The organism is Muricauda sp. SCSIO 65647 (assembly GCF_021534965.1).
In the GTDB taxonomy this organism is placed as follows: Bacteria; Bacteroidota; Bacteroidia; order Flavobacteriales; family Flavobacteriaceae; genus Flagellimonas_A.
The window spans coordinates 1,297,952-1,312,617 of sequence record NZ_CP091037.1; the positions used below are offsets into that span (position 1 = coordinate 1,297,952).

Below are 14,666 nucleotides of genomic sequence, written 5' to 3' on the forward strand. Positions count from 1 at the left end.
TTTGCAGCAAAGTTTTTTGGATTGACCAAATCGTCCATTTTACCTCTTTTTGAACAGTCTCCACAACTTTGGAAACTGCAGGAGGCCATTGCCCAATCTGAAAAAAACATTTCCGTCAAAGGCCTGGTCGGCTCTTCGCTTTCTTTCATGATCGTGCATACTTTCAAAACCGCTGAACGACCTTTCTTGGTACTCTTGAACGATAAAGAAGAAGCGGCATATTACCTCAATGACCTTGAACTGTTGTTGGGCAACAAAGACGTACTTTTTTACCCAGGTAGTTACCGCAGGCCCTATCAAATTGAAGAGACAGACAATGCCAACGTGCTCTTGCGGGCCGAGGTACTGAACCGTATCAATTCAAGAAAAAAACCTGCGGTCATTGTCACCTATCCCGATGCGCTGTTCGAAAAAGTGGTGACCCGAAAAGAGCTTGAGAAAAATACGCTCAAAATGAGGGTGGGCGATAATCTGTCACTCGATTTCTTGAACGAGACACTCTTCGAATATGAGTTTCAACGCGTCGATTTTGTGACCGAGCCAGGAGAGTTCTCTGTCAGAGGTGGCATTGTCGATGTTTTCTCTTTCTCGCACGATGAGCCGTATCGTATCGAATTTTTTGGTGATGATGTTGACAGCATCCGCACGTTTGATGTGGAGACACAGCTATCGACCGATCAAGTAAAGAAAATCGCCATCATCCCCAATGTTGAGAACAAGTTTTTGCAAGAGAGCCGTGAGAGCTTTTTGAAATACATCAAACCCGACACGGTCATATTTGCCAAAAACCCATCGCTGGCCTATGGGCGCATTGATTCATTCTTCGAGAAGGCCAAGGAAGAATTTTCAAAGCTGAGCAAAGAAATAAAACACTCACGACCCAGTGAACTTTTTGTGACTTCAGAGCTGTTGAAAAACCAGTTGCAAGATTTCACTGTGGTTGAGTTGAATTCAGGTGAAGTAGCACCTATCGACAGGCTCAGCGTGACATTCCATACCCAACCCCAACCCGCTTTCAACAAGAAGTTCGACCTGCTCATTCAAGACCTCAACGAAAAACACGAAGCGGGCTACACCAATTACATTTTTTGCGCCTCGGAACAGCAGGCCCAGCGCTTTCATGATATTTTTGAGGAGGTTGAACAAGAGGTGCACTACAAAACGGTGGTGTTTCCCATTTACCAAGGTTTTATTGAACAAGACCTGAAAATTGCCTGCTATTCCGATCACCAAATCTTTGAGCGCTATCACAAGTTCCATCTAAAAAATGGCTATGCCAAAAAACAGGCCATCACTCTCAAAGAGCTGAACAAACTCGAAGTTGGTGACTACGTGACCCATATTGACCATGGCATCGGTAAGTTCGGTGGACTGCAAAAAATCGAAGTAGAGGGCAAACAACAAGAAGCCATCAAACTCATTTATGGCGACCGTGACATTCTGTATGTGAGCATTCATTCGCTGCACAAAATCTCAAAGTACAACGGCAAGGACGGGGCCGTGCCCAAAATCTACAAATTGGGATCTGCCGCTTGGAAAAAGCTCAAGCAAAAAACCAAGAGCCGTGTCAAAAAAATCGCCTTCGATCTGATCAAGGTCTATGCTAAACGGCGTCTGGAAAAAGGGTTCCAATACGGCCCAGACAGTTATTTGCAGCACGAACTGGAAGCCTCTTTTTTATATGAAGACACTCCCGATCAGGCAAAATCGACCGAAGACATCAAAAAAGATATGGAGAGCGAACGCCCCATGGATCGCCTCATCTGTGGCGATGTGGGCTTTGGCAAGACAGAAGTGGCCATTCGTGCGGCCTTCAAGGCCATTGACAATGGCAAACAAGTGGCCATATTGGTGCCCACCACCATTTTGGCCTTTCAGCACAACAAGACCTTCAAAGAACGTTTGGCCGATATGCCCGTGACCATCGATTACCTGAACCGCTTTCGAACCGCCAAAGAGAAACGCGACATCTTGGAGCGGCTTGAACAGGGCAAAATCGACATCATCATCGGCACCCACCAACTGGTCAACAAAAATGTACAGTTTAAGGATTTAGGACTGCTCATCGTAGATGAGGAGCAGAAATTCGGGGTATCCGTAAAGGATAAATTAAAGTCCATAAAAGAAAATGTCGATGTACTGACCCTTACGGCCACCCCCATACCCCGAACCTTGCAGTTCAGCCTGATGGCGGCCCGTGACCTATCGGTCATCAATACCCCACCCCCCAACCGCTACCCCATCGAAAGCCAAGTGATACGTTTCAACGAAGAGACCATTCGCGATGCCATTTCATATGAGATACAGCGTGGCGGTCAGGTGTTCTTCATCCACAACCGAATCGAGAACATCAAAGAGGTGGCCGGTATGGTACAACGCTTGGTGCCCGATGCCAAGATCGGTATCGGCCATGGCCAACTCGAGGGCAAAAAACTCGAACAACTCATGCTCGGTTTTATGAACGGGACCTTTGATGTGTTGGTCTCGACCTCCATCGTTGAGAATGGTCTCGATGTACCCAATGCCAATACCATTTTTATCAACAATGCCAATAATTTTGGCCTCAGCGACCTGCACCAGATGCGGGGCCGAGTGGGGCGCAGCAATAAAAAAGCTTTTTGTTATTTCATTACCCCGCCCTATGAGGTGATGACCCCCCATGCGAGAAAGCGCATCGAGGCCTTGGCCCAGTTCACCGAACTGGGCAGTGGGTTCAACATTGCCATGAAAGATCTTGAAATTCGTGGGGCCGGAGATTTGCTGGGTGGTGAACAAAGTGGGTTTATCAACGAAATCGGGTTTGAGACCTATCAAAAGATCTTGAACGAGGCCATAGAAGAATTGAAAGAAAACGAGTTCAAGGAACTGTACGATGAGGTTGAGGGCGACAAGCCCAAAACCTTTGTGAAAGACCTACAGCTCGATACCGATTTTGAGCTGCTCTTCCCCGATGACTATATCAACAACATTACCGAGCGCCTCAGCCTCTATACCGAACTGAACGAGGTAAAAGACGAGGCGGGCCTACAACGGTTTGAGACCAAACTGGTAGACCGCTTTGGCGAATTGCCCCCACACGCAGTCGATTTGTTGAACTCGGTGCGCATCAAATGGATAGCCACCCACATCGGACTAGAAAAAGTGGTGCTCAAAAAGAAAAAGTTTATCGGCTACTTTATCGCCGACCAGCAGTCTGACTTTTACCAAAGCGACACCTTTACCCGTGTCTTGCACTATGTTCAAAAACACCCGCAAAAGTGTAAACTAAAAGAAAAGCAGACCCGTAACGGACTGCGATTATTGTTGGTTTTTGATGAAATCACAAACGTGGAAAAGGCCTTTCGGGTTTTGGAGCCACTACATCAACAAAACGGGGTGGTCTCTTAGCTTCCATTTGCCATTCCGACAAAGTGAAATGTAGTAGGCTTTAAAAAGATTTCTCACACTCACTCCGTTCGACTTCGACAAGCTCAGCCTGAAAGGTTCGAAATGACAAAAGCACCTGAATGCCATTTCGATATGACGAGCGAAGCGACGATTGAGAAATCCCAAAAGTATCTGAACGTCATTTCGATATGAGCAATGCGATTGAGAAATCCAAAAAATGCCGTAGGGAGAAATAGAATAGATTGATTTCTGAATTCAATCCGAATCGGGAGTTTTTGAACAGTGAGGTCATTTAGATTTCTCACACTCATTTCATTCGACTTCGACAAGCTCGGCCTGAAAGGTTCGAAATGACAGTACAATCAAAAAATGTCATTTCGATATGAGGAGCGAAGCGACGATTGAGAAATCTCAAAAGTACCTGAACGTCATTTCGATATGAGCAAAGCGATTGAGAAATCCAAAAAATGCCGTAGGGAGAAATAGAATAGATTGATTTCTGAATTCAATCCGAATCGGGAGTTTTTGAACAGTGAGGTCATTTAGATTTCTCACACTCATTTCATTCGGTTCGAAATGACAAAAGCACCTGAACGTCATTTCGATATGAGCAAAGCGATTGAGAAATCCAAAAAATGCCGTAGGGAGAAATAGAATAGATTGATTTCTGAATTCAATCCGAATCGGGAGTTTTTGAACAGTGAGGTCATTTAGATTTCTCACACTCATTTCATTCGGTTCGAAATGACAAAAGCACCTGAATGTCATTTCGAAATGAGGAGTGAAGCGACGATTGAGAAATCTCAAAAACCTTTATACACTAACCTCACAAACTCCCCTATCTTTGAGGGTTCTAACCAACGCGTAACAATAACCAAACCCTTTTGTTGGTCGATGACGATAAAGTTGCCGCCAAAACCAGCTGCATAAAACACATGTTCGGGCACCCCCTCCCAATGGCGATTGCCTTCCTTTTTGTTCAACCACCACATATAACCATAGTTTACATTGGGCGTTGAGGGTGTGGTGGCCAGTTCGATCCACTCTTTGCTCAACAGTTGTTGCCCTTTCCATTCACCACCATTGAGAAATAGGAGTCCGAAGCGAGCCATGTCCTCGGTATTGATGAATAGGCCAGCGCCTGAATGGCCACCCCCTGTGACCGATTGCATTTTGAGTCCGTCGATGGTCGTCCATGCATGGTCGTAACCGTACCACCGCCAAGTGGTGGAGGCACCAACCTTGTCCATCAGCTTTTCTTTGAGTGCCAAGGGCAAGGGCATGCGCCATACCTGGGTCAGCGAGTAAGCGAGCACATTGACCCGTACATCGTTGTACTCCATCACGGTACCGGGTTCGTTGAGCTTGCGAAACTTCCAATCATCAAGACCGCCCTCACGAGGGGGGCGGTCGGCCCAATCTTTGAGCCCCCAAAGTTCGCCCGACCAATCAGAGTTCTGCTGCAAAAGATGTTGCCACGAAATCTTGCCGTTATGGTCGCCGTCGAAAGTACCATCCCAAACATAGTTTGACACCTTATCATCAACATCGACGATCAAACCGGCATCGACGGCCAGGCCAGCTACCGTTGACAAAAAACTTTTGGTAACGCTAAAGGTCATATCGACACGTTTGGTATCGCCCCATGAGGTCACTAGATACCCATCTTTGAGGATCATGCCCGCCGGACCGCCCCGTTTCTTGGTCGGACCGAGAATTTCATGAAAGGGTTCCCGTTGAAAACCCTTCAGTATGGCTTGCCGAAGGTCACGGGAGCCTGAATATTCATTTTGCAAGGCAAAATCGACCGCTTGTTGCAAAGTGGATTCTTTATAAGCGGCTTTTTCGGTTTTCTTCCAATCGGCATTTCGCTCGGGAAAATAAATCCCTTGGCCATTTCCCACAAAGACAAAGAGCAAAAGACAACTAAAAAGAATAGTTTTAGTAGTGGTGTTCATAGTACTGACAATTCTTGATAACTTGTGTCAAGATACCAAATGTCGGCAGAATGTCGGGTCAAAATCGTTAAAGTACGTTGCATGGATTCTATATTGACAATAACATTGCCATGAAAACAAAAACGTTTATCATGAAACAACCAGAACTGGGACGTAGAATTATCGAGTTAAGAAAACAGAAAGGACTCACACAAGAAGAATTGGTAGAGTTGTGCAATATCAATGTACGCACGCTTCAGCGTATTGAAAATGGTGAAGTGACCCCAAGAAGCTACACCATCAAGACCATTTTGTCGGCACTGGACGAAGATTACGAATCGATTCTGCTGACCGAACAACAAGAATCGGACTTCATCTTGAACGTATCAAAAAAAGAGGCCAAATCGGTACATACCCTGCTCACCATAGCCTTGGTATCGGGCATTCTTTACCTCATATCAAGCTCGCTCGAGGGCGTGGTCGATTATTTCAGGTTCTTTGAAGATGAATTGGTTTTTGGCATGGTCGGGTCGGTGCTCCTCAAAGTGCTCTCAATGGTCTTCTACGCCACAATGGTCTATGGGTTTCTCATTTCAGGAAAGTTGCTCAAGAACTATTTGATGAAAATCGCCTCGGTACTTTTACTCATGGCTTGCCTTGTCTTTTATCTTTTTGACATTGTCTCTTTTTTCAACGAATTTCTGGAATTTGAGGTCGTCATACTCGCTGAGGCCGTCACTTGGGGCACATTTGGCATATTGTTCGGGATTTCGATTCTCAAATCGCACAAAATAATGAGGCCCATGAGTTTTTTCGCCGGGGGAATGGAGATTCTTGCCTCTTTCTTTTTATTGACGGTCGTGCTCTCTTTGGTAGGATGGATCTTGATATTGCCCACCATTATTTTGGAAGTCATATTTCTCTACAAGGTCAGCAACCTAGTGAAGAAAACCATGTAGATGTTATGGCAGGGCAAATTACAATGTCTTCAAATCCTTGATGGTCTTAAAGGCCACATCGACTTGATCGTCATTGACCAAAATGGTGAACTCGTTGGTTGTGGAAATGACCTCGTAAAGTACAATGCCCTCCCAAGCCAACCGTTGAAAGATGAAATAATAGATGCCGGGCACAGATACGTTTTCAGAGGGCAGTTTGACCGTTACCGATGACAGGTTTTCTACCTTTTGGGTACAACGTTCGTTTTTGAACAATTCTTCGACCGTTTGGTCAAGACTGTTGCTGACCACAATATTGATCTCGTTGACCCCTCGGGAAGAGGTGTAGAAAATATCCTGGTTCTTGTTTACCTCTTCCAACAGCTTCGCTTGCTTGGCCAATATGGTTTCTGAAGACAAAAAGGTGTAATCGGTAAGGTTCGACCGTACGGTAATCTCACCAATGTTCTTCAGCACTTTGACTATTTTATGGGTGGCTCGAAACTCAAGGTCATCTGACAACCGCTTTAGGGCCATGACTATGGCCCCGTTGCGTACCTCTTTACCCAACTCTTCTTCAATTTCGGGTTTCACAATGCGCGAAAGCGAGGTCAGGTTAATGATGCCTTGCGCCAAGGCGCTCTGTAAAAAAGGCTTCTTCTTGATATAATGCTCAACTACGGCAGAGATAGTTTTCATATCAAAATCAATTTTGAACAAAAATAACTTATTGTTATAAATAAAACAAATGGTTAAAAATGATAGAAGGCGTCCTCTATATGTTCAAGCTCGTATTCCGTTCCTTTTTTGAGGATAGTGATGATATCAAACCGTACCTCTTCTTCTCGATTGTTTTCGGTCACAAAGGCATCTGCAGTGGCGACGATCAGCTTGATTTTTTTTTGGTTCACTGTTTCGGCAATAGTTTCAATGAAATCAGAGCTACGCGATTTGACCTCTACAATGGAAAGAACAGCATCCTTTTTGGCTACGATATCAAGTTCTCCTTTCAGATACCGATAATTGCGCCGTAGAATTTGGTAGCCGTTCCTGATTAAAAAGTCTACTGCCAATTGCTCTCCCAGCTTCCCAAATTCATTGTGTTTTCCCATAAGCATTGAAAAATAGAAAAAAATGCATGCAGTTCATCGAAAAAATTGACAGTTTACCGTCAAAACTGCGTTAACATTGTACATTTAAACCGCAATAAACCCTTAACCACACGTTAAAGCACATAGTTAGCCCCAAAGACTATGAACATATTTAACGCCGAACTTTGCTATGGAATTCTTTGTTAATTGCAACACCTCGACCTTAGCGCCGTACACGACACCCTTAGACAATCTTAGGGCCCAACACCTATATCGTAGGTTGGGTTTCAGTGCGTCGGTGCAGACCATTGACCAAGCGGTTGGCCAAACGGCCGATACGCTGGTAGACCAACTTGTTAATGAAGCGATCAATGCCGCTCCGATTCCACCACCCGCTTGGGCCAATTGGACAGATGCCAACTATCCGGAAGATGACGATGCCGCAGGTCAGCTTAGAAGACAACAACTAGAAGAGTTCAGAACCACTTATGGCAACGCTTTGTTGGACAACAACCTTAGAGACCGTTTGAGTTTCTTCTGGAGCAACCATTTCGTGACCGAACTCGACGTGTACAATTGTAACTCATTTTTATATGAGTACATAAACTGTCTTCAGCGAAATGCTTTGGGCAACTTCAAGACCTTCGTTTCAGAAATCGGATTGACCAGTGCCATGCTCCGCTATCTCGACGGCGCTTTCAATAATAGAAACAGTCCGAACGAAAACTATGCCCGAGAGCTTTATGAGCTGTTCACACTTGGCGAGGGCATTGGTTACACCGAAGAAGATATCATCGAGACATCAAGGGCCCTGACAGGTTATGTCAACAGGGGCGAGGTAGGTTGTACCATGATTACCTTCGACCCTGAACAGTTTGATGCCGATGCCAAGACCATTATGGGGCAAACGGGAAATTGGGGCTATGACGATGTCATCGATATTCTCTTTAATGAGCGTGCCGACCAAATCGCTTTCTTTATCTGTAAAAAGCTCTATATATACTTTGTGCACCCAGATGCCCTGGCCGCCGAGGCACAACCTATCATCACGGGCTTGGCAAATACATTTGTGGCCAACAATTTTGAACTTGCCCCCGTTTTGAGGCAACTGTTCAAGAGTCAACACTTTTTTGATGAAACGGCAATCGGTGTCATTATCAAGAGTCCGTTCGATCTGTATCTCAATTTTATCAAAGAAACAGATTTTGCCTATGATGACGGTACGGTCATCAATGCTGTTGATGCCTGTCGATTGATCGGGCAAGAAATGTTCGATCCCGTCGATGTTGCGGGTTGGCAACGCGATCGCCAGTGGATCAACACCAATTTCATCATCGGCCGTTGGTTGACCATGGAGGTGTTCTTAGAACGCTTCTTTCAAGCAGACCCTGAACAGTTCAGGGCCTTGGCCGTAAGTGCGGTCGACCCTGCTGACAGCAACACCAGCAATCCCGAAATCGTTGTTCGGGCCCTAGTAGACAAATTCACGCCAAAAGGTTTGTTGACAGACCAAGATCTGAGAAATGCGATAGATGCCTTTATCGCTGGCGTGCAAGAAAACTACTATTCTCCAGATTTTATTGATGGCGGACTGAGTCTATGGATGCTTGGAATCAGTGTAGAGGTTCCGATGCAAGTATATAATCTACTCCGTCATTTGACCAGAGAACCCGAATTTCAATTAAAATAACCCTACTGCTATGTGCGATACACACCACAATCACGATATAGAACCACACAAAGGCCTCGAGCACGAAGGCCACGATCTCGAACACAAGAACTGGAGCCGCCGTTCGTTTATTCAGGCGTTGGGCATTGCAGGCTCTGGATCTATGATGTTGGGCGGCAACCTACTTTCTGCTTCGGCGCCTTCTCCGTTGATGGCTTCGATTGCCGATGCCGAAACCGATAACATCTTGGTATTGATCCGTTTGAACGGTGGCAATGACGGTCTCAGCACGGTCATACCGATTCAACAATATGATACCTATGCCAATGCAAGGCCAAATATTTACATACCTGAAAGTAAGATTCTGAAGTTGACCGATGATTTCGGGGTTCCTACCTACATGAATTCATTGGAGCCCTTGTGGGGTGATGGTCAGTTCAAGGCGGTGCATGGTGTCGGTTATGAGAACCAAAGCCTTTCCCACTTTACGGGATCCGATATCTATGCCAATACCGATTTGACCACTTCTGGTTTTCAAGGATTGGATACCGGTTGGATGGGGCGACATTTTGAGGATTGCTATCCAGATTATTTGATCAATCCGCCCGATGCCCCGGCCGCCATCCAAATCGGAAGCATCTCAAACTTGGTCTTTCAAGGTGAAGAGACGAACTACGCTTTCGTCACCAACAATATCGATCAGTTGGAAGAAATTGCCCAAACCGGATTCTTCTATGATTTAGACCATAGCCTGTTCGATACCTGTATGTATGGCGATCAGCTGCGTTTCTTGCGCGGTGTGGCCAATACCACCTACGAATATGCCGGTAAGATACATGAAGCCTATATGCGCGGTCAAAACCAGGTAGAATACCAAGAAAACGGCTTTGCCCGTCAGTTGGCCCTATTGGCCCGCTTGATCAAAGGCAACTTGGGCACCAAGGTCTATATGATTTCAATGGGCGGTTTCGATACCCACGGCAACCAGCCTTTGGCCCATGAGCGTTTGATGTCAAATCTGTCGATTGCGGTGAACAACTTCTATGAAGACTTGGGCTTCACCGAACAAGATGGTCAGGTGTTGAGCATGACTTTCTCTGAATTTGGACGTAGGATCTTCGAAAATGGCTCGAATGGTACAGACCATGGCAAGGCAGCACCCACCCTGTTCTTCGGATCGGGTCTGAACGGTAGTGCCTTTGTGGGCGACCACCCCTCACTTGATGCCCCGAACGGTCGTGGCAACCTTGAGTACACCATGGACTTTAGAGATCTTTACGCCACCGTTTTGGCCGAATGGCTCTGTGTGCCCATCGCCAAGGTAGAGCAGCACTTGCTCGACCACCCCTATAATCCGGTGAATCTTGGCTTCAATTGCAGTGGTGTCGAATTTCCTGATATTGCCTACGATAACGACCCACCAACATTGCCCGATACGCCGCCTGGTGAAGGCACGGATCCAGACCCTGAATTGGCAAATGAAGTCATTCACAGACCGTATTATCCGACAGAAAGAAATCCACATATTTATTTGGAAATGCCTTTCGCTGCCCATGTTGACATTCAATTGTTCAACATCTTGGGCCAGAATGTCGGTACGGTATTCAATGAGATGATGCTCGAAGGCTCTGCGGAAATCAACATAAGGGAACGCATGCGCGGAAGCCTTTCTACCGGCAAGTATATCTATAGAATACAGGTTGCTGACCAGAAGATGAGCAAATCTGTCATGATTATGTAAGCGTTGCTTACATTTCCAGAATCCTCCGGTTGTGCAGCTCCCCACCCCAATTTGGGTTGCATGATTCGGAGGTTTCCTTTTTTGGGCGACGGTCTTTCCGCCCTTAGGGCATATTTAAAAAGAATACGCACCAAAAATCAATAGCTTGTGGTTCTGGCGAAGCATCGTTTGAGCGGTTTGTAGACATAAACCTTGAAAAGAATGCAAGGCCACGGTTCATAAGACCCTGTTTTTTTGGAAGATACCGTTTTTAACATGCTCTTGTCAAAATCAGTATTTTTGGGGCTTAATTTCATACTGAATGGCCCACCAACGTTATACCCTTACCGCCGCGCTGCCCTACACCAATGGCCCCATTCACATCGGCCATTTGGCAGGGGTCTATGTACCGGCCGACATTTATGCCCGATACCTACGATTGACGGGCAATGACGTGCTTTTTATCTGCGGAAGCGATGAACATGGGGTGGCCATTCCCATGAAGGCAAAAAAAGAGGGCGTCTCCCCCAAAGAGATCATCGATAAGTACCATGGTATCATCAAAAAATCATTCGAAGATTTCGGCATCTCTTTTGACAATTACTCCAGAACCTCGGCCCAGGTACATCACAAAACAGCTTCTGACTTTTTCAAGAAACTATATGATCAAGGTGATTTTATCGAAGAAGTCACCGAACAGCTGTACGATGAAGAGGCGCAACAGTTTTTGGCCGATCGTTTCGTAACGGGCACCTGTCCGGTCTGTTCTTATCAAGAGGCTTATGGGGATCAGTGTGAGAACTGCGGATCGTCATTGAACGCCACCGACCTCATCAATCCGAAATCGACCATAACGGGCGCAGTTCCGACCCTGAAGAAAACAAAGCACTGGTTCTTGCCCTTAGACAGGTATGAGGATTTTCTAAAGGAATGGATCATAGAAGGCCACAAACACGATTGGAAACCCAATGTCTATGGCCAATGCAAATCATGGATCGATGATGGGCTCAAGCCGCGAGCCGTGACCCGAGATCTCGATTGGGGCATTCCCGTTCCCGTGCCAGATGCCCAGGGCAAGGTGCTGTACGTATGGTTCGATGCCCCGATCGGTTACATCTCTTCGACCAAAGAATGGGCCGAAAGGGAAGGCAAAGACTGGGAGCCCTATTGGAAAGACAAAGACACCAAACTGCTGCACTTTATCGGTAAAGACAATATTGTCTTTCACTGCATCATCTTCCCCAGTATGTTGAAGGCCCATGGTGACTTTGTATTGCCCGAAAATGTGCCGGCCAACGAGTTTTTGAATTTAGAGGGCAACAAACTTTCGACCTCCAAAAACTGGGCAGTGTGGTTGCATGAGTACCTAGAAGCGTTTCCCGATATGCAAGATGTGCTGCGGTACACCTTGACCGCCAATGCCCCCGAGACCAAAGACAATGATTTCACCTGGAAAGATTTTCAAGCCCGAAACAACAACGAACTGGTTGCCATTTTTGGCAATTTCATCAACCGGGTAACGGTCTTGACCCATAAATACCACGGTGGTGCGGTGCCAGCACCCAATGGCTTCACCGATGTGGACAATGACACGTTGAAGGCTTTACGGGAGTTTCCTGAACGATTAAGCGATTCATTGAACAGGTACCGTTTTCGAGAGGCCAGTCAAGAACTGATGAACCTGGCCCGCTTGGGCAATAAATACCTCGCCGACGAAGAACCTTGGAAACTCATCAAAACCGATGAAGAACGGGTAAAGACCGTCATGTATGTCGCGCTACAAATCGCTACAGGCCTGGCGGTGCTTAGCGAACCCTTTTTGCCGTTCACCTCACAAAAGCTCAATACCATACTCAATATCAAATCAGGCACCTCGTCTGCGCTCGGCACAGGCCCTGTCAAGACCTCTTGGAACGAGATTTCCACAAAAGAAACCTTGCTCCCGCCTGGTCACCAGATCAACAAAAGCGAACTGCTCTTCAGAAAAATCGAGGACAAAGAAATCGAGGCCCAACTCGCCAAGTTGGAGGCCACTAAAAAAATAAATGCCGCAACTGGGCAAAAAAATGAGATTATGCCACAAAAAGATACGATTGCCTATGATGACTTTGCCAAGCTCGATATGCGGGTAGGCACCATCGTCGAGGCCGAAAAGATGCCCAAGGCCGACAAACTGTTGGTCTTGAAAGTAGATACGGGGCTTGATACCCGAACCATTGTCTCAGGCATTGCTGAAAGCTTCAAACCCGAAGATATAGTGGGCAGGCAAGTGACCGTTCTGGTCAATCTCGCCCCCCGAAAATTGCGTGGCGTTGAGAGCCAGGGCATGATTTTGATGGCCGAAAGCGAGGACGGCAAGTTGGTATTTGTGAATCCTGATGAAAAAAAGATTTCAAACGGTAGCTGTATCAATTAAATAGATGGACTTCAGAATAAATAGGATACTATCGATGATTATCGATCATATTACAATGATTATTGTGATGTTTCCCATCGCCATTCTTGTTTTTTTTCTCCTCATTTTCCTTGTCAAGGATACGATTGAAATCATTTTCTTGGATATTCATGGCTATGCACTACTCTTTTCTATCTATGTAATTTATTTTTTAAAGGATAATTGGAAAGGGAAAAGCCTTGGAAAAAGAATAATAGGTCTACAAGTTGTTGATCGGAAAACCGATGAAACCGCCAGCTCGTTTCAGTGCTTTTTTAGAAACCTCTTTATTGTTCTATGGCCTTTAGAGGTTATCGTTACGCTCTTTAGTCCTAAAAGAAGAATAGGTGATTTATTTGCGAACACAAAAATTGTGGAAGCGGAAAAAGAATCTCCAAAAAGCTTATTGGGCGACATCAAAAACACCAAAGTAAACGTAATGCAGGTTTTTTTGATCACACTGGTCACCGTACCTTTTTGCTATCTTTTAGCGTATATAATGGTTTCCATTAATTCTTAGCCCGCTCTAACCGATCGTTGATGGTGATGCCCAGACCTTCTTCAGGCAATCGCTCGGCAATGATCATATCTAAACCAGCCGTGTCTAATTCATGTAGGGCATCGAACAGTTTTTGGGCAGCTTCCTCTAGATCTCTGGTCTTTGAAAGTGCTTTGACAATGGTTGCCCCTGGGTACGCATCCTTATAAAAGGATAGTACCCCTACTTTTTGGTTATCGATTTTCGACAACGCTTTTTCCACATCATTGGTCAGCACCAATGTTGTTCTGGGTGAATAGTGCTTGAACAGCATTCCCGGAGCTTCGGGTGCTTTCTCGTTCTCTAAACGTAATTTGACAGGCCCTACACATTGTTCAATGGCCTCTATGGTGATGCCCCCCTTTCTATAGACAACAGGTGTTTCGCCTTCAAACCCCACAATGGTCGATTCGAGGCCCACCGTACAGGGGCCACCATCTAAAACGGTCACGGCATCGCCAAAATAATCGGCCACATGTTGTGCCGAGGTGGGACTGACGCGTGTAAACGGATTGGCGCTCGGGGCCGCCAACGGAAAATTCAATCCCTTCAGTAATCGTAATGTCAGTTCATGGTTCGGCATACGAATGCCCACGGTTTCTTTGCCCGCCGTGATCAAATCGCTTACCGAGTCTTGTTTGGGCAATATCAAGGTGAGTGGGCCAGGCCAAAATTGCTCGGCCAGCTTTACCGCATTTCTGGGAAGTTCTTTGGTCAGGGAAGTCATTTGGTCGATACCATGCACGTGCACGATCAACGGATTGAAGCGCGGCCGGCCCTTGATCTCAAAAATTTTCTTCACTGCAGATTCGCTATATATATTGGCCGCAAGGCCATAGACCGTTTCAGTGGGTATGGCCACTGGCTGATCTTGTCGCAATAGCTCTCGGCAACGCTCCAAATCTGTGGTAATCACATTTTTCATCGGCAGCAAAGGTATGACAGCTTACCC

Annotated in this window: 10 protein-coding genes; 6 read left to right on the plus strand and 4 right to left on the minus strand. The window is 46.0% G+C overall.

Translation table 11 applies throughout. The features are described from left to right. Window positions 1-21 precede the first annotated feature (21 nt). Entirely contained in the window at window positions 22-3,387 is a 3,366-nt protein-coding gene (mfd, locus tag L0P89_RS05700) for a transcription-repair coupling factor (RefSeq protein ID WP_235267443.1), read from the plus strand. Between the two features lie 803 nt (window positions 3,388-4,190). Here the strand turns inward: mfd and L0P89_RS05705 are convergent. Then, window positions 4,191-5,345: a serine hydrolase domain-containing protein gene (locus tag L0P89_RS05705; RefSeq protein ID WP_235267444.1), complete on the minus strand. Its 1,155-nt coding sequence runs from the start codon at window positions 5,343-5,345 to the stop codon at window positions 4,191-4,193. Between the two features lie 131 nt (window positions 5,346-5,476). On the opposite strand from L0P89_RS05705, the gene L0P89_RS05710 reads away from it, so the two are divergent. Next, complete coding sequence (locus tag L0P89_RS05710) at window positions 5,477-6,283, plus strand: helix-turn-helix domain-containing protein (RefSeq protein WP_235267445.1); 807 nt, start codon at window positions 5,477-5,479, stop codon at window positions 6,281-6,283. Between the two features lie 18 nt (window positions 6,284-6,301). Here L0P89_RS05710 and L0P89_RS05715 read toward each other — a convergent pair whose 3' ends face one another. Together L0P89_RS05715 and L0P89_RS05720 are read right to left on the minus strand one after the other, a co-directional pair. Continuing rightward, window positions 6,302-6,961 (minus strand): aspartate kinase, encoded by a 660-nt coding sequence (locus tag L0P89_RS05715; RefSeq protein ID WP_235267446.1) that lies wholly within the window; start codon window positions 6,959-6,961, stop codon window positions 6,302-6,304. Window positions 6,962-7,014: 53 nt separating this feature from the next. Continuing rightward, window positions 7,015-7,374, minus strand: a complete 360-nt coding sequence (locus tag L0P89_RS05720) for a YraN family protein (protein ID WP_235267447.1) — start codon at window positions 7,372-7,374, stop codon at window positions 7,015-7,017. A 169-nt stretch (window positions 7,375-7,543) separates the two neighbouring features. On the opposite strand from L0P89_RS05720, the gene L0P89_RS05725 reads away from it, so the two are divergent. From L0P89_RS05725 to L0P89_RS05740, 4 genes are all read left to right on the plus strand, one after another. After that, the gene (locus L0P89_RS05725; RefSeq protein ID WP_235267448.1) at window positions 7,544-9,043 is read left to right on the plus strand and encodes a DUF1800 family protein; all 1,500 of its coding nucleotides are present in this window, start codon (window positions 7,544-7,546) and stop codon (window positions 9,041-9,043) included. 10 nt (window positions 9,044-9,053) lie between these two features. Next, window positions 9,054-10,763 (plus strand): DUF1501 domain-containing protein, encoded by a 1,710-nt coding sequence (locus L0P89_RS05730; RefSeq protein WP_235267449.1) that lies wholly within the window; start codon window positions 9,054-9,056, stop codon window positions 10,761-10,763. Window positions 10,764-11,064: 301 nt separating this feature from the next. After that, complete coding sequence (gene metG / locus L0P89_RS05735; RefSeq protein WP_235267450.1) at window positions 11,065-13,158, plus strand: methionine--tRNA ligase; 2,094 nt, start codon at window positions 11,065-11,067, stop codon at window positions 13,156-13,158. A 4-nt stretch (window positions 13,159-13,162) separates the two neighbouring features. Further along, window positions 13,163-13,696: an RDD family protein gene (locus L0P89_RS05740; RefSeq protein WP_262911464.1), complete on the plus strand. Its 534-nt coding sequence runs from the start codon at window positions 13,163-13,165 to the stop codon at window positions 13,694-13,696. Here the strand turns inward: L0P89_RS05740 and L0P89_RS05745 are convergent. Then, window positions 13,686-14,639: an L-threonylcarbamoyladenylate synthase gene (locus tag L0P89_RS05745; protein WP_235267452.1), complete on the minus strand. Its 954-nt coding sequence runs from the start codon at window positions 14,637-14,639 to the stop codon at window positions 13,686-13,688. The genes L0P89_RS05740 and L0P89_RS05745 overlap by 11 nt on opposite strands. Between the last annotated feature and the right edge of the window lie 27 nt (window positions 14,640-14,666).

What these genes read in the sequence shown, in the direction of transcription:
- L0P89_RS05745 (WP_235267452.1), bottom strand. Translation starts at nt 14,639, where the DNA reads ATGAAAAATGTGATTACCACAGATTTGGAGCGTTGCCGAGAGCTATTG.
- metG (WP_235267450.1), top strand. Translation starts at nt 11,065, where the DNA reads ATGGCCCACCAACGTTATACCCTTACCGCCGCGCTGCCCTACACCAAT.
- L0P89_RS05725 (WP_235267448.1), top strand. Translation starts at nt 7,544, where the DNA reads ATGGAATTCTTTGTTAATTGCAACACCTCGACCTTAGCGCCGTACACG.
- L0P89_RS05705 (WP_235267444.1), bottom strand. Translation starts at nt 5,345, where the DNA reads ATGAACACCACTACTAAAACTATTCTTTTTAGTTGTCTTTTGCTCTTT.
- L0P89_RS05710 (WP_235267445.1), top strand. Translation starts at nt 5,477, where the DNA reads ATGAAACAACCAGAACTGGGACGTAGAATTATCGAGTTAAGAAAACAG.
- L0P89_RS05715 (WP_235267446.1), bottom strand. Translation starts at nt 6,961, where the DNA reads ATGAAAACTATCTCTGCCGTAGTTGAGCATTATATCAAGAAGAAGCCT.
- L0P89_RS05720 (WP_235267447.1), bottom strand. Translation starts at nt 7,374, where the DNA reads ATGGGAAAACACAATGAATTTGGGAAGCTGGGAGAGCAATTGGCAGTA.
- L0P89_RS05730 (WP_235267449.1), top strand. Translation starts at nt 9,054, where the DNA reads ATGTGCGATACACACCACAATCACGATATAGAACCACACAAAGGCCTC.
- L0P89_RS05740 (WP_262911464.1), top strand. Translation starts at nt 13,163, where the DNA reads ATGGACTTCAGAATAAATAGGATACTATCGATGATTATCGATCATATT.